The sequence below is a fragment of the Saccharopolyspora shandongensis genome (assembly GCF_900106995.1).
In the GTDB taxonomy this organism is placed as follows: Bacteria; Actinomycetota; Actinomycetes; order Mycobacteriales; family Pseudonocardiaceae; genus Saccharopolyspora; species Saccharopolyspora shandongensis.
Genome location: NZ_FNOK01000049.1, coordinates 24,659 through 42,811, shown reverse-complemented (window position 1 = coordinate 42,811; position 18,153 = coordinate 24,659). Strand labels below are relative to the sequence as shown.

General features: G+C 68.8%; 22 protein-coding genes. 8 read left to right on the top strand and 14 right to left on the bottom strand.

The features are described from left to right. Positions 1-162 precede the first annotated feature (162 nt). Complete coding sequence (locus BLW84_RS35330) at positions 163-789, top strand: ClpP family protease (RefSeq protein ID WP_093274666.1); 627 nt, start codon at positions 163-165, stop codon at positions 787-789. Further along, positions 786-1,376, top strand: coding sequence for a ClpP family protease (locus BLW84_RS35325; protein ID WP_093274663.1), 591 nt, complete (start codon positions 786-788; stop codon positions 1,374-1,376). The genes BLW84_RS35330 and BLW84_RS35325 overlap by 4 nt, the downstream gene beginning before the upstream one ends. Before the next feature lie 9 nt (positions 1,377-1,385). On the opposite strand, the gene BLW84_RS35320 is transcribed toward BLW84_RS35325, so the two are convergent. From BLW84_RS35320 to BLW84_RS35300, 5 genes are all read right to left on the bottom strand, one after another. Then, positions 1,386-1,733 carry a helix-turn-helix domain-containing protein gene (locus BLW84_RS35320; protein WP_093274758.1) on the bottom strand — a complete coding sequence of 116 codons (348 nt, stop codon included), beginning with the start codon at positions 1,731-1,733 and terminating at the stop codon, positions 1,386-1,388. 571 nt (positions 1,734-2,304) lie between these two features. After that, on the bottom strand, positions 2,305-3,054 hold the full coding sequence (locus BLW84_RS35315) for a dihydrofolate reductase family protein (protein WP_093274660.1): 750 nt from the start codon (positions 3,052-3,054) through the stop codon (positions 2,305-2,307). Continuing rightward, on the bottom strand, positions 3,054-3,869 hold the full coding sequence (gene folP, locus BLW84_RS35310; RefSeq protein ID WP_093274756.1) for a dihydropteroate synthase: 816 nt from the start codon (positions 3,867-3,869) through the stop codon (positions 3,054-3,056). Before folP ends, BLW84_RS35315 begins: the two co-directional genes overlap by 1 nt. Before the next feature lie 403 nt (positions 3,870-4,272). Further along, positions 4,273-5,214: a bile acid:sodium symporter gene (locus BLW84_RS35305; RefSeq protein ID WP_093274653.1), complete on the bottom strand. Its 942-nt coding sequence runs from the start codon at positions 5,212-5,214 to the stop codon at positions 4,273-4,275. An 84-nt stretch (positions 5,215-5,298) separates the two neighbouring features. Continuing rightward, on the bottom strand, positions 5,299-5,520 hold the full coding sequence (locus tag BLW84_RS35300; RefSeq protein ID WP_177226858.1) for a hypothetical protein: 222 nt from the start codon (positions 5,518-5,520) through the stop codon (positions 5,299-5,301). Between the two features lie 1,245 nt (positions 5,521-6,765). Between BLW84_RS35300 and BLW84_RS35290 the strand changes: the two genes are divergently transcribed. Both BLW84_RS35290 and BLW84_RS35285 read left to right on the top strand, forming a co-directional pair. Further along, positions 6,766-7,422: a YeeE/YedE family protein gene (locus BLW84_RS35290; protein ID WP_093274647.1), complete on the top strand. Its 657-nt coding sequence runs from the start codon at positions 6,766-6,768 to the stop codon at positions 7,420-7,422. After that, positions 7,422-7,838 carry a YeeE/YedE thiosulfate transporter family protein gene (locus BLW84_RS35285; protein ID WP_093274644.1) on the top strand — a complete coding sequence of 139 codons (417 nt, stop codon included), beginning with the start codon at positions 7,422-7,424 and terminating at the stop codon, positions 7,836-7,838. The genes BLW84_RS35290 and BLW84_RS35285 overlap by 1 nt, the downstream gene beginning before the upstream one ends. Before the next feature lie 165 nt (positions 7,839-8,003). Here the strand turns inward: BLW84_RS35285 and BLW84_RS35280 are convergent, their stop codons facing one another. The 4 genes from BLW84_RS35280 to BLW84_RS35265 form a co-directional block, all read right to left on the bottom strand. Beyond that, positions 8,004-9,047 carry a hypothetical protein gene (locus BLW84_RS35280; protein ID WP_093274641.1) on the bottom strand — a complete coding sequence of 348 codons (1,044 nt, stop codon included), beginning with the start codon at positions 9,045-9,047 and terminating at the stop codon, positions 8,004-8,006. Positions 9,048-9,243: 196 nt separating this feature from the next. After that, positions 9,244-9,666 (bottom strand): arsenate reductase ArsC, encoded by a 423-nt coding sequence (locus tag BLW84_RS35275; protein ID WP_093274637.1) that lies wholly within the window; start codon positions 9,664-9,666, stop codon positions 9,244-9,246. 16 nt (positions 9,667-9,682) lie between these two features. Further along, the gene (gene arsB, locus BLW84_RS35270; RefSeq protein ID WP_093274634.1) at positions 9,683-10,756 is read right to left on the bottom strand and encodes an ACR3 family arsenite efflux transporter; all 1,074 of its coding nucleotides are present in this window, start codon (positions 10,754-10,756) and stop codon (positions 9,683-9,685) included. Then, entirely contained in the window at positions 10,753-11,106 is a 354-nt protein-coding gene (locus BLW84_RS35265; RefSeq protein WP_093274632.1) for an ArsR/SmtB family transcription factor, read from the bottom strand. Before BLW84_RS35265 ends, arsB begins: the two co-directional genes overlap by 4 nt. 80 nt (positions 11,107-11,186) lie before the next feature. Between BLW84_RS35265 and BLW84_RS35260 the strand changes: the two genes are divergently transcribed. Then, a complete protein-coding gene (locus BLW84_RS35260) occupies positions 11,187-11,618 on the top strand; it encodes an ArsI/CadI family heavy metal resistance metalloenzyme (RefSeq protein ID WP_093274630.1) in 432 nt (143 codons plus the stop codon). A gap of 9 nt (positions 11,619-11,627) precedes the next feature. Here the strand turns inward: BLW84_RS35260 and BLW84_RS35255 are convergent, their stop codons facing one another. Further along, the gene (locus BLW84_RS35255; RefSeq protein ID WP_093274627.1) at positions 11,628-12,275 is read right to left on the bottom strand and encodes a cation efflux transmembrane domain-containing protein; all 648 of its coding nucleotides are present in this window, start codon (positions 12,273-12,275) and stop codon (positions 11,628-11,630) included. After that, a complete protein-coding gene (gene cmtR / locus BLW84_RS35250) occupies positions 12,272-12,610 on the bottom strand; it encodes a Cd(II)/Pb(II)-sensing metalloregulatory transcriptional regulator CmtR (protein ID WP_093274625.1) in 339 nt (112 codons plus the stop codon). Before cmtR ends, BLW84_RS35255 begins: the two co-directional genes overlap by 4 nt. Positions 12,611-13,155: 545 nt before the next feature. Here cmtR and BLW84_RS35245 point away from each other — a divergent pair. After that, complete coding sequence (locus BLW84_RS35245) at positions 13,156-13,701, top strand: RICIN domain-containing protein (protein WP_093274622.1); 546 nt, start codon at positions 13,156-13,158, stop codon at positions 13,699-13,701. A gap of 36 nt (positions 13,702-13,737) precedes the next feature. Here the strand turns inward: BLW84_RS35245 and BLW84_RS35240 are convergent, their stop codons facing one another. Both BLW84_RS35240 and BLW84_RS35235 read right to left on the bottom strand, forming a co-directional pair. Further along, positions 13,738-15,033 (bottom strand): hypothetical protein, encoded by a 1,296-nt coding sequence (locus tag BLW84_RS35240; protein ID WP_093274621.1) that lies wholly within the window; start codon positions 15,031-15,033, stop codon positions 13,738-13,740. 55 nt (positions 15,034-15,088) lie between these two features. Further along, positions 15,089-16,687: a hypothetical protein gene (locus tag BLW84_RS35235; RefSeq protein ID WP_093274619.1), complete on the bottom strand. Its 1,599-nt coding sequence runs from the start codon at positions 16,685-16,687 to the stop codon at positions 15,089-15,091. A 204-nt stretch (positions 16,688-16,891) separates the two neighbouring features. On the opposite strand from BLW84_RS35235, the gene BLW84_RS46700 reads away from it, so the two are divergent. Beyond that, the gene (locus BLW84_RS46700) at positions 16,892-17,119 is read left to right on the top strand and encodes a hypothetical protein (RefSeq protein WP_143061210.1); all 228 of its coding nucleotides are present in this window, start codon (positions 16,892-16,894) and stop codon (positions 17,117-17,119) included. A 27-nt stretch (positions 17,120-17,146) separates the two neighbouring features. Here BLW84_RS46700 and BLW84_RS35225 read toward each other — a convergent pair whose 3' ends face one another. Then, positions 17,147-17,698, bottom strand: a complete 552-nt coding sequence (locus BLW84_RS35225; protein WP_093274605.1) for a flavoprotein — start codon at positions 17,696-17,698, stop codon at positions 17,147-17,149. 229 nt (positions 17,699-17,927) lie between these two features. Between BLW84_RS35225 and BLW84_RS35220 the strand changes: the two genes are divergently transcribed. After that, on the top strand, positions 17,928-18,152 hold the full coding sequence (locus BLW84_RS35220; RefSeq protein WP_143061209.1) for a hypothetical protein: 225 nt from the start codon (positions 17,928-17,930) through the stop codon (positions 18,150-18,152). The last annotated feature ends 1 nt before the right edge of the window (position 18,153 follow it).

The following is an 18,153-nucleotide window of genomic DNA, read 5'->3' as shown; positions in this document are numbered from 1 at the left end:
GACTGAAGGCTGGCGTGGAGAGGTCACCCACGCGAAGCCCGCATCACCTCGTGCCTCACGCAGGACTCGCCGGGAGTGAGTCCGGTGCCGGGCTGCTGAGGGCTGATCCGCTCACAGCAGAGAAACCGGCGAAGTGCACCGGGGCTTCGGCATTGTCGGGGCATGGCGGACAACGAGAAGCAGCCACTGTTCGACCACCGACTCCGAGAACGGTTCTTCAGCCAGCGGGTACTGGTCCTCGACGGCGCGCTCGACGACGACAACGGGACAGCGCTCGCCACCCAACTGCTGTCCCTCGCGAGCGAGGATCCTAGGAAGGACATCGCGCTGTGGATCCACTCACCGGGCGGCTCGGTCCCCGCGATGCTGGCTATCCGTGACGTGATGCGGCTCGTGCCGTGCGACGTGGCCACGCTCGCGCTGGGACTGGCGTGCAGTGCAGGACAGTTCCTGCTGTCCGCGGGCACGCCGGGCAAACGCTTCGCCCTCCCGCACGCCCGCATCCTGATGCACCAGGGCTCGTCCGGGATCAGCGGATCGGCGGTCGAGGTGGAGGTGCAGGCCGACGACCTGCGGCACACCCGGGACACGGTGCTCGGGATCATCGCGGAGGACACCGGCCAGCCGATCGAACGGATCTTCGCCGACTCGCTGCACGACCGCTGGTTCACCACCGAGCAAGCACGCGAGTACGGCTTCATCGACCACATCGTCGACAGCCTCGGCCAGCTCGTGCCCGTGCGTACACACCAACTGGGGCTCAGCTCGGCGACGGGAGCCCGCGAATGAGCACCTACACCATCCCCAACGTCATCACGCGCAGTGTGGGCGGCGAGCGGATCATGGACGTCTACTCGCACCTGCTGTCGGAGCGGATCGTCTACCTCGGCACCGCGATCGACTCCGGTGTGGCGAACGCGTTGATCGCCCAGTTGCTGCACCTGGAGGCGGACAACCCGGAACGAGAGATCAACCTGTACATCAACTGCGAGGGCGGTGACCCGTCCGCGATGCTCGCGCTGTACGACACGATGCGCTACATCAAGGCGCCGGTGGCGACGACGTGCGTGGGCCAGGCGGTTGCGGCCGGTGCGGTGCTGCTGGCCGCGGGCGAGGCCGGGCACCGATCCGTGTTGCCCCACACCCGGGTGGTGCTGCACCAGCCCGCGGCGCAGGGTCGCGGCACCATCCCGGACCTCATCATCCAGGCGGACGAGGTAGTGCGGGTGCGCACCCAGCTGGAGGAGATCCTCTCAGCGCACACCGGTCGCGATGTCGCGGACCTGCGGCACGACACCGACCGCGACCGCGTGTTGGACGCGGCGGGCGCCGTCGACTACGGGCTCGCGGACCGCGTCCTCGATCATCGAACCTGAGACGGCGTCTCAGGCGGCCATGAGCACGGGCCCGGCGGGACGGCGCCCGACTGCGAGACCTGCGCCGCGGCGCTGCCGGACGTCGCCCGCGATGCCGGCGAGCAGGTCGGCCAGGTCGACACCCAGCGCACCCGTGACCGCGGCGATCATCTCACTCGAGGGCTCCTTACGACCGCGTTCGATCTCGGACAGGTACTGCGGCGAGATACCGGCCCGCTCCGCGATGTCGACGAGGCGGCCACCCTGCTCCTCCCTGGTCGCACGCAGGCTCCGGCCCAGCACCTCGCGCCATAGCGGTTCCGGCTCACGATCCGGCATGGGGGTGCGCTTCTGATGGAAGGGAAGAATGTCCGCCACACCGTCATCCTGGCACCGGTCCAGCGCCCGGGGGCAGCGGTTCCGCTCCGGGCGGACACACCCGCGACTCAGTCCGCAGGGCATCGTCACCTCGTCGGTCGTCGACATGCCAGACCTCGACGCCGTCTTGCTGAAGCCGACGTCCTGTCATGCCGCCGAGCGTGCGAGGTGGGAGCAGCGGAGAGATTGCCGACTTGTTGCCGACAATCACCCGCAAGCATCGGCAAACGGCGGCAGGCAATGCGAAATCCGCCTCCTGCGTTCGTGCAGGTAACCAAAGGTGTTGGCAGGCAACGCCTCTTGCTCGCACGGGCTTCTGGTGCACAGAACAACGTCAAACGCCCACAGACGACCATCTCCAGTGGACGTTTCTCCCGGGCGGGATGCCGCCCATGAGGCGGAATTGGCCGATGGGGAGAACTGGCCCGACGAGGAGGGGGCCCAGCCCTGGTACGGGGGCCGGATGACGCGGGCGGTATGGGCCTGCCCGCGAAATCTGGCTGGATTTGCCCGCGCCTTTTCCAACTGATGATGTGGCGATAGCGGACGGACCGCCGATCGTCCGAGCGGTTCAGGGCTTTGCCGGGCGGTTCCGCACCAGGTAGCGGACCAGCATCGCGCCGTCTTCGGTCAGGACGGATGCCAGCTCCAGGTCGATGGGGTCGAGTGGCAGCCCGGTGGCGATCCGCTCGTGCGTGCCGCTGACCAGCAGGGGCGAGATCGTCAACCGCAGCTCGTCGACCACGCCGGCGGTGAGGAGCCCGCCGAACAGGTGCGGGCCGCCTTCGCAGTCGATTCGGTTCAGGCCGCGTTCGGCCAGCGCCTCGGTCGCGGCGGCGAGGTCGACGGTGTCCTCCCCGGCGATCAGCAGTTCGGCACCGGCCGCTTCCCAGGCCTTCTGCTTCTTCACCGGCGCGGCGGCGCAGGTGATCACCAGCGTTGGTGCAGCCGCCTCTACGATCACCGGAGCATCGGCGGGCAGGGACCTTCCGGTCGTGACCACGGCGGTCGGCGGGACGTCGCGGAGCCCGTGACGGCGACGCAGTTCGAGCGTGGACTCGTCCGGGTGCACGCCGCGGAACTCCTCGACCATCGCGGTCGTGGCACCGACGAGCAGGACGTCCGCGAGGTCGCTCCCGAGCTTGAGCACCTTCTGGTCGGCCGGGCTGGAGAGTCGGCGTGCGCGGCCGCCCACTTCGACGGCCCCATCAGCGCTGGAGACGTAGTTGACGGCAAGCCAGCGGCGGCCTTCGGGATAGGTGTAGAGGCGTTCGAGCTGCTGATCGTCGAGGCTGGCGTGCTCTGGCCAGATCTGCTGCATCACGAGATCCATTCCTGCGCTCGCGCCGGGCTCCGCGTGCCGTTGATGCAGGCGACCATCTCCAACGTGCGCCGAGTCGGCAGAACCTGATGTGCGCGGAACATCGCTGCTCCGACGCTGGCCGCGATCGTGGTGGCGGCCAACGTGCCCGTGAGGAGCTCATCCCGATCGGCGACGTCGAGGTCGAGGCTTTCGCGGACGAAGGTCTTGTTCGACAGCGCCATCAGCACCGGCCAGCCTGTTTCCACGATCTCCTTCACCCGCGCCACCAGGGCCAGGTGGTCGGGTGTGTTCTTCCCGTATCCCGTGCCGTCGACGAGGATGCCACCGCGCGGGACGCCCTTGGATTCGGCGAGCTCGGCCAGGCGCACCGTCTCGTCCAGCACCGCGGTGACGACGTCGTCGTAATCCGAGCGAACCGGCTCCGCCCGAGGGACGCGATTGGAATGGGTGCACACGTAGCCGGCCCCGTGGGCTGCCGCCACGTCGAGGATCTGCGGGTCAGCGGCACCCCACGCGTCGTTGATGATGTCGGCGCCGGCGCGGCAGACCGCATCGGCGACCTCGTGCCGCCAGGTATCGACGCTGATCAAGACATCGGGATGCGTTGCCCGGATCCACTCGACGGTCGGCAGGACCCGCCGGATCTCCTCCTCGGCATCGACCTCCGCGCCGGGACTCGCGGTCACGCCGCCGATGTCGATCACATCGGCACCTTCCGCAACGGCACGATCGACAGCCGCCTTGGCCGCGTCCTCCTCGAACGTGGCGCCCCGGTCGTAGAACGAATCGGGAGTCCGGTTGACGATCGCCATCACCAACGCCCGGTCTCGAACCACCCTCCGACCACGGAACACGAGGTCGAATGCGCTAGAGCCCAGTTCCTGCACTGGCCCGATCCTTCCTGCGGTAGCTGCCCGAGCCGCCGTCACCCTCTGCAACCGGATGTGCGCTCAGGGGTGGATATGGGCCAGTCTGCCAGAGCTGATCGCGCTTGTACCCGAGCGACGTGGCCGACATCGCCGCGGGTATGTCGGTGCCGACCGAGCTGGACTCGCGATCAACCTAGGATCGCGAGGATGCAGGTGGAGCTGGCGGCGTTGGTCGTCGAGGACTACGACCGGGCCATCGATTTCTTCGTCGAGGCGTGAACGATTGCCGCGAGCTGCTCGCACTTCGTCAAGGGCGGCCCTTCGCCTGAGTGGCCCGGCTCGGGAATCAGCGGGCAGGTAGGAGCCGGGGCACTGCTCGGACGTAGATCACCATGCCGACGACCTCGACGAGGGTTTGGGTGACCACCACGACCGCCGCGATGGCCAGCGCGTCGGGCAGGGCCAGGGCCAAGGGGAGAACCACCAATGAGTTTCGGGTGGCGCCGGTGAACACGATCGCGCGGGCGTCCAGGGCGTCCAGGCGGAACAGGCGGGCAACGGCGCGCCCGGCGAAGGCCATGACGACCAGGAAGAGCACGTAGAAGGGCACGACGCGGGCCACCGTGGCGAGGCCGTCGCCGAGCTTCGGCACCTGGGAGCCCACCACCGTCAGCAGGGTCGCGGCCATGAGCGGCACCATCAGCGCGCTCACCTTGTCGGCCACTCGCCGCCCGGCTTTCCGGCGAGCCGCCCAGGCTTGGGTGAGCCACGCCAGCGTCAGCGGGATGACGATCAGCATGCCGAAGGCCTCGATGAAGGGACCGGCCTCGACGACGTCGGCGAGGTCCGAGCCCAGGAACAGGAACAGGAAGCCGGGCAGCAGCACCATTTGCGCGAGCAGCAGCAGTGGTGTGGCTGCGAGCAGCCGTTGGCTGTTGCCACCGGCCAGTCCGCTGAAGACGATCACGTAGTCCACGCACGGCGTGAGCAGGACCAGCAGCACCCCCAATCGCACGGCCTGGTTGGCGGGCAGGAAGGCGAACATGGCCGCGACGACCAGCGGCACCACCACGAAGTTCACCACCAGCGCGGCTCCCAGGAACCGGCCCGCCCGCAAAGAGCGACCCAGCTCGGCGGCCGGTACCTGCAAGAACGTCACGTACAGCAGAGCGGCGAGGCCCGGGTTGATGGCCTGCTCCAGGCCCGGCCCCGCACCGGGGGCGGCCCAGCCCACGATGGCCCCGGTCGCGAGCGCGCCCACGTAGATGGCGACCTGGTGGCGTTCCATGCCTGCGACGAGGCCCGATGAGGACGACAACGTTCATGCTCCTTGCAGGGTGCGGACGAACCAGCAGCGCGGTGAGGGACTGGGTCAGGCCGCCGGGGTGAACAGTTCGGTGAGCAGCGCGGCGCCCTCGGCGGGGGCGCGCACCTCCAGTCGCAGCATGGGGCCGTCGAGGTGGAGGCGGAAGTCGAACAACGGGCAACACTGCTGCTCAGCGGCGGCCAGCGTAGCGATCTGACCCGTGCGCTCGGCGGGTACCACCAGGCGCACGCCGTCGTCGATCTCCTCGCGGCCGGCCCCGGACAGCAACTGCTGCCGCTGTCCCGCCCGCTCGGTGATGCCTTCGTCCTATAGCGGCGGCGCGGCTTTGTATCGGCCTTTCGCTCGATCCCTTGGTTCTCGTCGTGCACAAAACAACGGCGAACGTCCGTAGATGACCATCTCCAGTGGGCGTTCGTTTTCGTGATTTGTGCAGGTAACGGTACGCGTCCTGCGGCATCGACGACCGTGAGTCGCGAACGAGGTTCCTCGGCCGTGCCCTCGGCGACCGGCGAATAATCCGCGACTTCGTCCGGCATGCACCATTTGACCAGCAAAGGGGCGCGTGTGGTATGTGAGTTAGCAGGTCGCGGTAGTGACTTCACCGGCTTTCGGCACCCTCTATGCGGCGCGGGCGGGAGGCACAACCGCGCGATACAAAGTAGGACGAATTCCACATAGTCCAGCATCGATTTGGGAACGCTCGTATCACGGTGCAGTATCTATGTTCATCGATGGTTTGTTATTTAATCGTAATCAAGTCAGGAAACCGCTGGTCAGCATGCTTTTCTGATTGAAATTCACCTTGGTTGGGGGCGGGTAACGGGAGTAACGATCTGGAGGATACGTCGTATTAATAATCCGGAGGGGGATCGCGTTACGGTGTGTTGCATTCCGCTACGCCCTGCGATCGCTGGTCGGTTGTGAAAATACGAAAACGACAGGATCGCGCCGTGTCGCCTACCCCCGGCCGGGCGATATGAGCCGGTCAGATCGGAGTAATATGGGCTGCTCCCACGCCCAATCATGCCCCCTCTTCCCGTTGTTGAAGGCAAGTTTGAGCGGCTGGCGCGACTCCTATTGCGACAGCAATGAAAGATGGCACGATTGCGCCCGGTACAAGTTGGCGTCCCGGGGCCAGCTCGTTCCGATCTCGCTGCTCCCGAACGGTGCCGACGTGGGGCACATCAGGAAAGCCGCCGAGCGGTCCGCCACGGCCGAACCGACCCCGCCGGCACCGCTGCTCTCGGAGTCGCCCGAAAACGTGGCTTGGTTCGAACCGGCGCCGAGACCAGACCTGAGTAGGCCTCGCGAGTCGTCATTCCGCTCTCAGTCCCCCCGGCCACGGCCACAGCCACAGCCTCCGCAGTCCCCACAGCCCCCGCCGGCCCCTCCGCGGGCCCCACAAGTCCCAAGAACCCCACCAGCCTCGGACCGGGTAGCACGGCCCGCCCGAGAGCGGGCCGCGAAACGCCGCTGGTGGACCCGACTCGCCGAGTGGATGAGAGGTCCCGCATGAGTTCCTATTGGCCCTGGTGGGCGGGCGCGATCGGGCTCGCCCTGGTCACCATCAACTACACGCTGATCACGGATCGGTCCTTCGGGGTGTCCTCGGCGTGGGATCGGGTCTTGCACTGGCGTGCCGAACGCCGCATCGAACGGCAGGAGGCCCAGTTCGCCGACGACCGTGAACTCGAGGAAGCGTTCGCCGCGGCGACCGCCGCGGAGTTCGGGACCCGTCCTGAAGCAGCCACCTCGCCGGACGTGATGCGCGGTGGCGCGCGGACGCACGGCCAGGATGCCGCCCCCGCAGCGAGCGAGCGGGCCACGACCACGAGCATGCGCTCGGCGCCTCTGATCACCCAGGCGGTTCTGCTCCTGTCGATCTTCGTCGGCGGCTGGGTGGCAGCCATCAACGCCGGCCGGTTCGAGATCCGCTTCGACATGGGCGAAGGTTTCCGCCAGCTCGTCACCGCCGATTCGAACGTCATGATCGGCGTGCTGTTCGTCGGCGGCATCCTCGTCGGCTTCGGCACTCGCCTGGCCGGGGGCTGCAGCTCCGGTCATGGGCTCAGCGGCTGCGGCCGGCTGCGCCCGGTCAGCCTCGTTGCGACTGCCGTCTTCTTCGGCACCGCGGTTGCCGTTTCGTTCCTGCTGTGGAAGGTGATCTGATGCGTACCAGGGGCGCGGTTCTCGTTGCCAACATCATTACCGGGCTGGCTCTCGGTTTCGTCGTCACCAACATCGGGTTCGGCGACTACACCGAGCTGAACCGCATGTTCACCTTCCAGGACCCGCGCATGCTGTACGCCTTCGCCGGGGCCGTGGCGATCATCGTGGTGATCTTCACCGTGGTGGGTGTCCGGCGCACGCCAGGGCGCATCCACGGCGGCGTGATCCCCGGCGCGGTGCTGTTCGGTACCGGCTGGGCGATCTCGGGCGGTTGCCCGGCGATCCCGATCATCCAGGTCGCCAGCGGCTACCTGCCCGCTCTCATCACGATCGCCGGCGTCATGGTCGGGATGTGGCTGTGCCGTTGGGCCAACGCCAGGTTCTTCCAGCTCGACCGCGGCTCCTGCGGGCTGTAGCGGGCACATTCACCGATGCGGGGGCCTGTCTCCTGTGGACCGGCCCCCACATCCTCTCGGCGTTGACTCGTGCAACTCCCTTCGGTCACCCCGGAATCCGCGGGTGAACCACCCGAACCCCAGGTCGCGGACCTGGGGTTCGTTGCTGTCGGGGCCGTCGCGCTCTCAGCGGGGCTTGGGGAGGCTCAGCCTCTCCCGCAGCTCCTTCAAGCCCAGGGACATCTCCTCGTCCCGGCTGTCCTCGACGAGGGTGTAGAGCGCGAGCACCAGCCTCCTGGCTCGCTCGTACCGCTCGTCGCTCCAGGTCTTCAGGCGATCCAGGGCCGCGTGCACCGGTTCGAAATCCCCTGGGAACAGGTGCAATCCGATGTCGGCGAGCGCCGGATTGCTGATCTCCGCGAAGTGGAACGCGGACTCGAAGGGCTCCCCGACCACGACGCCTTGGCTCACGCCGCTGTTCTCCATCTGGTCGTACACGAGGTCCAGCCACGTGTTGCCCGCCAGCAGTTCGCCGAACCGGACGGCGACCCACGGGTGCAGTCCCTTGTCGCCGCCCCTGGCCGGGTGGGACTCCCTGTGCGCGTAGCTGAGCACCTGGCTCGCGCGTTCCTCCTCCTGTCCGATGAGCACGTGCCCTTCGAGGTGACCCGCGTAGCCGGCGAACAGTCCGTCGCACATCTGCCGCGCGTTCCGCAGCGGCTTGAGAGCCTCGGCCGGGTCACCGCTCTGGAGCAGGAGGTTGCCGAGGAGGATGTTGGCGACGTCCCCGGCGTCCGTGCCCTCCAGGGCGTCGGCGGCCTGCTCGAATCCGTTGCGGGCCGCCTCCGGCGCGCCGGTGAGTTGAGCGGCGAGACTCCCGAGGAGCACGCGGTCGGAGTCCGACGACGTGCACGACTGGAAATCCGGGGTGAGCAGCACGGCCGCCAAGGGACCCAGCCAGGGGTCCTCGCCCGCAGCGACCTGCTCCAGCCGCTTCCGGCAGGAGCTGTCGAGCCCGTTCTCGCCGAGTTCGATGCCCGCCAGCGACATGGCCGCGTGCCCGGACACGGCGGTGCGTCCCGCGTCGGCGATCTCGGTCAGCAGGGCCCGCGCTTCCCGGGCATCGCCCGCCCGGTACGCCGCCAGCCCGCGTTCGACCTCGTCCGGCACCGGGCTCAGCGGATCGGGGGGAAGCGGGAGAGCTGATCCGTGGTCGTCGAGCAGGGTCATGTCGTTGCTTTCTCTCGTCGGAGCGTTGCGGCGCGAGCATGCCACGAACGGCCGACACTTGATCACGACGAGTCCGCATGGTCTTGATGTCGCCCTGGAAACGGCCTCGCTCCAACGAAATTCGCCCGTGCCCGGTGGAAACGCTGGTATGCGAGGAAGAATCGGCGCCGACCGCCGATCTCGCCCTCGGTCGTTGCTACCGGTCGTCCTCGCTCGGGTCGGCGGCGAGTTCGGCCAGGAGGTCATGGACTCGGCGGGCGATCTCGTCCCGGATGGTGCGGACCTCGTCGACGCCTTTCCCGGCGGGATCGGCGAGTTCCCAGTCCAGGTAGCGCTTGCCGGGGAACACCGGGCAGGCGTCGCCGCAGCCCATGGTGATCACCACGTCCGCGGCTTCGACGGCGTCGGTGGTCAGCTTCGTGGGGATCTCGTTCGACAGGTCGATGCCGAGTTCGCCCATGGCGGTCAGGACGGCCGGGTTGATCGTCTCCGCGGGGGCGGAGCCGGCCGAGCGCACGGCCACCTCTCCCCGGGCGTGGTGCTGCAGGAAGGCTGCCGCCATCTGGGATCGTCCGGCGTTGTGCACGCAGACGAACAGGACTTCGGGGGTGCGGGTCACGATCGCTCCAGGATGATCACGGGGTGGTTCGGGTGGGGTCGGTGAACCGGCGGCGGGCGGCCAGGGAGACGTAGACCAGGGCGACCAGCACGGGCACCTCGATGAGGGGGCCGACCACCCCGGCCAGGGCTTGTCCGCTGGTGACGCCGAAGGTGGCGATGGCGACCGCGATGGCGAGTTCGAAGTTGTTGCCCGCCGCGGTGAACGACAGCGTCACCGACCGCTCGTAGCTCAGCCCGATGGCCTTGCCCAGCGCGAAGGAACCGGCCCAGGTGATCGCGAAGTAGGCCAGCAGCGGCACGGCGATGCGGGCGACGTCGAAGGGCCGGTCGACGATCTGGTCGCCCTGCAGGGCGAAGAGGATCACGATGGTGAACAGCAGCCCGTAGAGGGCGACCGGGCCGATCTTCGGCAGGAACCGGGTTTCGTACCAGTCCCGGCCCTTGGCGCGCTCGCCGAGCTTGCGGGTCGCGTACCCGGCCACCAGCGGGATGCCCAGGAAGATCAGGACGGACTTGGCGATCTGCCACGCCGAGACGTCCAGCCCGACCTGCGGCAGGCCGAGCCAGCCCGGCAGCACCGACAGGTAGAACCAGCCGAGACCGGCGAACGCGATCACCTGGAACACCGAGTTCAGCGCCACCAGGACGGCGGCGGCCTCCCGGTCCCCGCACGCCAGGTCGTTCCAGATGATCACCATGGCGATGCAGCGCGCCAGGCCCACGATGATCAGGCCGGTGCGGTACTCGGGCAGGTCGGGCAGGAAGACCCAGGCCAGCGCGAACATCACCGCCGGGCCCACGACCCAGTTGAGCACCAGCGAGGAGACCAGGAGCCGCTTGTCCCCGGTGACGGTGTCCAGCCGGTCGTAGCGGACCTTGGCCAGCACCGGGTACATCATCACCAGCAGGCCCAACGCGATCGGCAGCGAAATGCCGTCCACCTGCACGGCGTCCAGGAACGCGCCGAGGCCGGGGATCCACCGCCCGGCGAGCAGGCCGGCCACCATGGCCGCGCCGATCCACACCGGCAGCAGCCGGTCCAGCGTCGACAAGCGCGGGGCCACCGGGGCTTCTGCCGCCCGGGTCATGCGGTGACCGCCTCGACGCCGGCGGGCACCAGTACGGACGAGACGGCCCGCAGGGTCTCGGGGCGCACGCGGTAGTAGATCCAGGTCCCGCGCCGTTCGCCCTCGATCACCCCGGCCTCGCGCAGCACCTTGAGGTGGTGGGAGATCGTCGGCCCGGACAGCTCGAACGCCCCGGTCAGATCGCACACGCACGCCTCCCCGCCCGCGTGCGAGGCGATCAACGACAGCAGCCGCAGCCGCACCGGCTCGCCGATCGCCTTGAACACCCGGGCCAGCTCGGCCGACTGCTCCGCGCTCAGCGGCTCCCGCATCACCGGCGAGCAGCACGCCTCGGCCTCTTGTTTCGACATGCGTCTATCTTGACAGATATCGAAACAAAGGTCCAAGCTGTGGTCGTCTATTTAGATGAACATCTAAGCAAGGGGATTCGATGTCACGCATGCAGCTCGCCCTTCGAGTCGGCGACCTCGAAGGATCGATCGCGTTCTACTCGAAGCTCTTCGGCGCCGAGCCGGCCAAGCGGCGGCCGGGCTACGCCAACTTCGCCATCGCCGAACCGCCGCTCAAGCTGGTCCTGCTGGAGGGCGAGCCGGGCCAGGACACGGTGCTGGACCACCTCGGCGTCGAGGTCGACAGCACCGAGCAGGTCGGCAACGCCACCGAACGGCTCGCGGCGCTCGGCCTGTTCACCGAGGTCGAGGAGGACACCACCTGCTGCTACGCCCGCCAGGACAAGGTCTGGGTCCACGGACCCGGCCGCGAGCCCTGGGAGGTCTACGTCGTCAAAGCCGACTCCCAGACCTTCGGCGCGACCGAGGCGCAGTGCTGCGCCGACGACGACGCATCGGTCACCAACGCCTGAGCGCGACGGTCAGCAGCAGTGGTGGCCGCGCCAGGCTTCCCGGCCTTCCTTCACCGCCACCGCCGCGATCACCAGGGCGACGACGGGGTCCGCCCAGGACCAGCCGAGGAGGCTGTTCAGGAGCAGTCCCAGCAGCAGGACGCCCGACAGGTAGGTGCACAGCAGGGTTTGCTTGGAGTCCGCGACCGCGCTGGCCGAACCGAGTTCTCGGCCGGCGCGGCGCTGGGCCGCCGACAGGAACGGCATCACCAGCAGGGACACCGCCGCCAGCACGATGCCCACCGTCGAGTGGTCCGCCGGCTCCGCGCCGAACAGGGTTCGCACCGATTCGACCGCGACGTAGGCGGCCAGCGCGAAGAACGACACCGCGATCACCTTCAGCGCCGTCCGTTCCCGGGCTTCGGGATCGCGGCCGGAGAACTGCCACGCCACCGCGGCCGCGGACGCGACCTCGATCACCGAGTCCAGTCCGAAGCCGATCAGCGCCGTCGAGGAGGCCGCCGCTCCGGCCGAGATCGCCACGACCGCCTCGACGATGTTGTAGGTGATCGTCGCGGCGACCAGCCATCGCACCCGTCGAGCCAGCACCGCTCGTCGCTGCGGGTCGGCCTTGGTGTCCGGCGCGCAGCAGTCGTCGGCGCAGCGATCCTCGCTCACCGCGCCGCCTCGGTCTGAGCGTCGTTGAGGCACGGCTGATCCGTTTCCACGGCGAGCACGACCTGGACCAGTTCGCCGAGCGCGCGCGCCAGGTGGGCGTCAGCCAGGGAATAGCGGACCTGGCGGCCCTCGTAGGTCGCCACGACGAGCCCGCAACCGCGCAGGCAGGCGAGGTGGTTGGAGACGTTCGAGCGGCTCAGCCCCAGCTGCTCGGCGAGCACGCCCGGATAGCTCTCCCCGTCGAGCAGCGCGATCAGGATCCGGCAACGGGTCGGATCGGCCAGCGCCTTGCCCAGCCGGGCCAGCGCCGCGCCCCGCGTCTCACACGTCAGCATGGGCAGAACAGTACAGCGATCAGTGATATATCAGCAAGGGCTGAACTGTTCAGTATCTGGCGTTTCGGAATGCCGCGCGGGCACGCGTGGGGCGTTGGACGCCTGGGGTGCAGGGCGCCGGTTTCGCGCGAAACCGGCGTTCCGCGTGGGGCGGGGTGGCGGTTTCGCGCGAAACCGCCACCGGTGTCAGGCCCGCGGGAGCCGGTCGGGCTCGGCTGTCGTGCAGGCCGATGGCGCCGTCCGGCAAGGTGGTGGATTGCCGCAGGGACCAGGTCGAGGCCGGAATGCCCTGCCCGGACAGGCGCAGGCCGCCCAGCAGCGCGGGGACCACTGCGAAGCCGTCGATCAGGTCTGCGCGCAGCAGTGCGCCGATGAACCTCGGCCGTGCTCGGATCCTGACCGGTCACGCGCGGACTGGTACCCGGGCGGGTGGGGGGACACCCGTTGGTCGTGCTCGGTGGGCGGTTTCCGGGGAGTGACGGGAATGTCGTCGCCGGACAACGGCGGAAGTGCTCGTGTCCGAATCAGCTCGGGAAGGAGCTCTCATGTATTCGCGAATCCTCCAGGTCGCTTCGCTAGCAGTGGCCACGGTCCTGCTCCCTACTGCCGGGGCCGTCTCCGCCGCGCAAGCCGACGAAGCGCGCCAGGGGGCCGGTGACGTCCGCCAACCCGCTGTCCGGATCGTCAACGTGAGTTCCGGTCAGAAACTGATCCCGACTGGATACGGCTCGAACAAGGCCGAGAACGTCGTCACCTGGGCGAACGCCGTCGAGGAGGCTCCGGGCGGCAAGCTGTGGCGGGCGGAGGTCCTCGGCACCGGCTACTACCAGATTCGCAACATCGACACGAACCTCTGCCTCACGGTCGGCAACTACAACGCGCCCGACGGGCGGACGGCGGTTGTGCAGCAGAACTGCGCACAGGGCCGCAACCAGCAATGGGAGCTGCCCTACGCCGGCAACGGGCACCTGATCAGTTCCCGGTCGGACGGCCGCGTCGTGACTCCGTTCAACACCGGTGGCAACTACTGGGCGGTCATGGACCAGCGGTCGGGAGCGTTGACCCAGCTGTGGAACTTCCCCCCGGCATGACGTTCGCGATCCGAGTGGTTCCGAGATCGTCCACGTCTAGGTCTGGGCTTCTGCGGCGTGCCACTTCTGCATGTGCGTGGTGTGGGTGTGCAGGTAGGCGCCGGGTTTGAAGAAGCGGTCGTAGAAGTCCAGGTCCAGGTGGTGGGCCTGGACGTAGTTCATGATGAACACCGTCGGCACCGTTCCGGGGAACTTGCCGAAGGTGTCCAGGACGTACTGCGCTTGGAGCGCGACGCACGCCTTGAACTCGGCGTCGTGCACCAGGGCGCTGCCGCGGAAGCCCGGGCTGTCGGTCCAGGCTCCCGGGGTGTCGCGGTGGAACGGCCCGCCGGGGCCGAATTTGCGTTCGGCGAACGCCTCGACCGCCGCCGCCATGTCGCGGTACCGCGGTGGGCACAAGGCCTCGAAGACGCCTTCCCGGCCGGTGGGGTTCGGGGTCGGCCAGCGCTCGTCCTCGTCGTAGCGGAACCCGAGGCCGGGGACGTCGGGGTCGCCCGAGGCGCCGAGCATCGCGAAGCGGTCGATCCCGTCGAACATCCAGCCGCCGAGCCCCATCGCCTGCAGCACCAGCACGCCCGCGTAGCAGGCGGATGCCAGCTCCGCCGTCGCCTCGGTCAGCGCGTACTGCTCGGTGAAGGTGAGCGGGAACGGCTCCTCGACGTCGACCAGCCCGCCGAATTCCGCCAGCCCGGGCAGCTCGCGGCCGTTGACGTCGTCGTAGATCGCGTAGCCGTTCTGGGCGAAGAAGCACAGGATGGCGATGAGGTGCTGGGCGATGTCCGCCACCGGGATGACCAGAAGCGAACCGGGAACGTTGACGCACCAGGTGTTGTGCCCCTCCAGGTAGGGCTCCTCGGCCGGCAGGTGCAGCCGCCCGGGCGAGAGCAGGTGCAGCCGCTCGCGGTGCCGCTCGACCAGCAGCTCCGGGGTGACCTCCTCGACGGCCGGGTCGACCAGCGCTCCCGCGTCGCGGGTCGGGAAGAAGTAGAGCCCGGAGTCGTCGGTGCAGAACAACTCGGCGGTGTGGATCCCGGCCGCGGACGGGAAGGTGCGTCCGGCGGCGGCACCGGCGTAGTTCGAGACGTGCGGGGCGTAGCGGGCGTCCCGGGTGATCGAGTAGTGCCAGCCGGTCGTGCCGCCCATCGCGCTCAGCACGAGCATCCGCTCCAGGTCCGTCAGGGGCACCGGCTCGTGCCTGGAGCGGTAGGCGAGCGGGCCGTCCGGGATCTCGTCGCCCAGGGCGAAACGCCGCGAGCGGCGGCCGAAAATCGCCTCCACCAGCGGGAAATCCGCGAGCTCCGCAAGCGCCGTCTCGAAGTCCTCCTCGGGCACAGCGCCAGACTGCGCCCGCCGAGCGGGGCCGGACCAAGGACTTTCTGCCTCCTGCCTAGGCCAGGTGGGTCCTGATCCGGTCGATGCGCTGCTCGATCGGGACCTCGCGGGCCGCCGCCAGCGCGATGAGAAGTTGTTGGAGGGGCGGGGAATCGGCGACGCCACGGTTCTTGAACTCCCGTGCGTCGACCACGTTCGGGAACTCCGCGAGCGCCGGGTGGTTCGTCGTCAGCACCTCGTTCTTGCCGCGCGGCAGGAACGCCTGCTGGATCACCGAGGGCGGTTCGTCCACGATGATCAGCGTGTCGGCCATGCGCCCGTGCTCCCGCAGGCAGGCGATCTCCTGGGCCAGGGCGGGCGTCAGCTCCGCCGCCCAGACGATGACCTGGGCGGCCAGCGGGATCAGCTTCGCGACGGTCTCGAACCACGTCGCGTCCGGGAGGTACAGGGCGGCCCTGGGGACGAACTGGCCGAACGCGGACGACAGCTCCAGCTCGCCCGCCTTCGTGCTGGCCACCGTGATCATCGGCGCCGCGAGTTCGAGTTCCGCCAGCGCGGCACTGCAGTCGCGGTGCACGATGGTCTGCACGTAGTCGCCCTGCGGGTCGTCGGGGTCTTCGAGGACCGACGCGAGCGCCGAAGACGTGGCCGACTCCTCGGCCAGGCCGAAGTTGCGCAGCAGGAGCACGAACGGTTCGCCCGAGCACAGCCAGCTGCGGACCTGGCCGACCGAGCTCTGGTGCTTCTGCCGGGCGACGCGGACGAGCTCGGCCATGTGGTTCCGCGGGGCGCCCGCCAGCAGCCACGGCAGGCCGAAGCCCTTGCGCCGCCTCTTGCGGTCCCAGTCGCGCTGCTTTTCCAGGTAGTCGAGGTTCAGCTCGGGCTCGCCGACCGCGAACCCGTCCAGCACCGCGCCCGCGTGCTCCGCCCGGCTGAGCCATTCGTCCACGTCGGGATTCCCGCCCCGAGCCTGGCCGAACGACGTCACGAGCTCGCCGAACTTCTCCCGCGCGGCCCTTTCATCGCCCGACTGGAGAGACACCAGCGCCGTGTTGTACAAGCCCTGCGCCGCTCTCCCGCGCAGTTCGGGATCCGCGTTGTGCCGGTACCGCCGGAAGATCTCCGCCCACAACGCCGCTTGTTCCTTGCGCTTGCTCGACAGGTCGCCCGCCGCGAGGTGATCGCCGCGCAGGTGCGCGTGGATCGCCAGCGCCCGGCACAGCGCGCGCTCCACCCGGACGTCCACCGGGCCCCGGACGGCGTCCACCACGTCGCGCAGGACACCTGCTGCGGCGGCGTTCGCGGCCGCGTCGGCTTGCCCGGTGTAGGCGCACAGGTCGGTCAGCATGTCGATCACCCGCGCGCCCAGTTCGGGGTCCGGGTGGTGCGCGTAGTGCTCGCCGTACCAGCGCAGCAGCAGGAACGAGTCGGTGATGTTGCCCGCGCGGTAGAGCGCCGTCGCGGTCTCGTACACGATGTAGGCGTGGTCGCGCGGGTCGTACGGGCCGCTGCTCGCCGCCTGCTCCGGGAGGGTCTCGAACAGCCAGGTCCGGAAGTTCCGGTCGGCCACCTCCGCGGCGGACTCGCTCCGCATCAGCTGCCACCTGCCGATGGCGCCGTCCACCACGTCCGCGAGCGTCAAGTCATCGTCCACTGGCGTCACCCCAACTTGTGCGTGCCTCAACCGTTCACGGGCCGGCTTCCCGGGCCTTTGGCCTCAGGAGTCGGTGCTTGTGCGCGCGTAGCGTTCTTTGGCGGAGCCGGGTTATCGCGATCCGGATCGGAACTTACCGGGGCACGGGTTCGCCCATCGGGATTTCGCGGGCTTCGGCGAACATCAACCGAAGGAGCATCTGTGATGCGTACTGTTCTGCGCCGTTCGCTCGGCCTCGCGCTGGCGCTGCCACTCCTGTCCGGAGTCGCTGCGCTCGCCCCGGCCGCGTTCGCCGCCCTTCCGGCGCCTGCGGTGGTGCAGTTCGCCCCGCAGCAGCAGACCGATGAGTGCAACCCGGACGACCAGGTCTGCCAGGAGCACCAGCAACAACACCAGCAGCAGCAAGATCAGCAGCAGCACCAGCAGCGGTAGTAGGAGCACGGGCGCTGAGGACCGGGCTCAGGTCCGGTCGTCGAGCGCCGCTTCGAGGATCTTGAGCCAGGGGATCTCCAGGGCCTGGTCGCTCCTGGGGCCTTGCAGGGGCCAGTAGTCGTCGCCCGTCAGCAGTTGCACGTCGGCTTGGCGCAGGGTTTCCACGTGCGATTTCCACGCCGGGAGGCGGACCTGCGTGACGTTGATCTTCGGGAACACCACCACCGGGATATCGGGGGTTCCCATCGCCTCGCCCAGCGTGGTCAGGGCCTGGTTGTCGGCTAGGCCGAGGGCGAGCTTGGCGACCGTGTTCGCCGTCGCCGGGCAGGCCAGGTAGCGGTCGATGGGCGGGTGCGGGCGGCCGGCACCGGGGAGTCGGGGCTCGACCCGGCACGGCAGGCCGGTCACCTGCTCGATCCGCTCGACCTCGCCCAGCGCCCGCAGCCACGCGCCGGCCGCGGGCGTCAGCGTCACCGCGACCCGCCAGCCCCGCGCGATGGCCGGTTCGATCAGGGCCGGGCGGATCTGCTCCACGCCGCCTGCCGCCGATCCGATGAGTCCCAGGGTCCGCTCGCTCATCCCGCCAGTATGTCGCGGGAGGGATCATCCGGGAACCGCGGCGGATGTCCACAGGGGACATGATCGGTACCGAGGGACTTTGGTCTCGGGATTCGGCAGGTGCGCGCGCGTAGGCTTTTGTGGCGGACCCGGATTCCATCGATTCGGGTCGGCGAACACCGGGGTCTTCGAATGTCCACCGGGCTCGGCGTGCTTCGGGACCTCACCGAACGTCGATGAAGGAGCATCGGTGATGCGTACTGCTCTGCGCGGCGTGCTCGGCCTCGCGCTGGCGCTGCCGCTGCTATTCGGAGTTTCCGCGCTATCCCCGGCCGCGTTGTTCGCCGTCAGCCCGGCGCCTGCGGTGGCATCGCAGCTCGCCCCGCAGGAACAACACCACCACCGCTGCCTCAAGGGTGACAAGGTTTGCGAAGAGCACCAGGTGGAACACGTGCGCCAACACCACCGGAACTAAG

Excerpts from the sequence above, each read along its gene's own strand:
- folP (WP_093274756.1), bottom strand. The coding sequence starts at position 3,869 with ATGGCGATCGTCAACCGGACTCCCGATTCGTTCTACGACCGGGGCGCC.
- BLW84_RS35225 (WP_093274605.1), bottom strand. The coding sequence starts at position 17,698 with ATGAGCGAGCGGACCCTGGGACTCATCGGATCGGCGGCAGGCGGCGTG.
- BLW84_RS35285 (WP_093274644.1), top strand. The coding sequence starts at position 7,422 with ATGCGTACCAGGGGCGCGGTTCTCGTTGCCAACATCATTACCGGGCTG.
- BLW84_RS35330 (WP_093274666.1), top strand. The coding sequence starts at position 163 with ATGGCGGACAACGAGAAGCAGCCACTGTTCGACCACCGACTCCGAGAA.
- BLW84_RS46700 (WP_143061210.1), top strand. The coding sequence starts at position 16,892 with ATGCGTACTGTTCTGCGCCGTTCGCTCGGCCTCGCGCTGGCGCTGCCA.
- BLW84_RS35315 (WP_093274660.1), bottom strand. The coding sequence starts at position 3,054 with ATGCAGCAGATCTGGCCAGAGCACGCCAGCCTCGACGATCAGCAGCTC.
- BLW84_RS35245 (WP_093274622.1), top strand. The coding sequence starts at position 13,156 with ATGTATTCGCGAATCCTCCAGGTCGCTTCGCTAGCAGTGGCCACGGTC.
- arsB (WP_093274634.1), bottom strand. The coding sequence starts at position 10,756 with ATGACCCGGGCGGCAGAAGCCCCGGTGGCCCCGCGCTTGTCGACGCTG.
- BLW84_RS35265 (WP_093274632.1), bottom strand. The coding sequence starts at position 11,106 with ATGTCGAAACAAGAGGCCGAGGCGTGCTGCTCGCCGGTGATGCGGGAG.
- cmtR (WP_093274625.1), bottom strand. The coding sequence starts at position 12,610 with ATGCTGACGTGTGAGACGCGGGGCGCGGCGCTGGCCCGGCTGGGCAAG.
- BLW84_RS35290 (WP_093274647.1), top strand. The coding sequence starts at position 6,766 with ATGAGTTCCTATTGGCCCTGGTGGGCGGGCGCGATCGGGCTCGCCCTG.
- BLW84_RS35260 (WP_093274630.1), top strand. The coding sequence starts at position 11,187 with ATGTCACGCATGCAGCTCGCCCTTCGAGTCGGCGACCTCGAAGGATCG.
- BLW84_RS35280 (WP_093274641.1), bottom strand. The coding sequence starts at position 9,047 with ATGACCCTGCTCGACGACCACGGATCAGCTCTCCCGCTTCCCCCCGAT.
- BLW84_RS35325 (WP_093274663.1), top strand. The coding sequence starts at position 786 with ATGAGCACCTACACCATCCCCAACGTCATCACGCGCAGTGTGGGCGGC.
- BLW84_RS35305 (WP_093274653.1), bottom strand. The coding sequence starts at position 5,214 with ATGGAACGCCACCAGGTCGCCATCTACGTGGGCGCGCTCGCGACCGGG.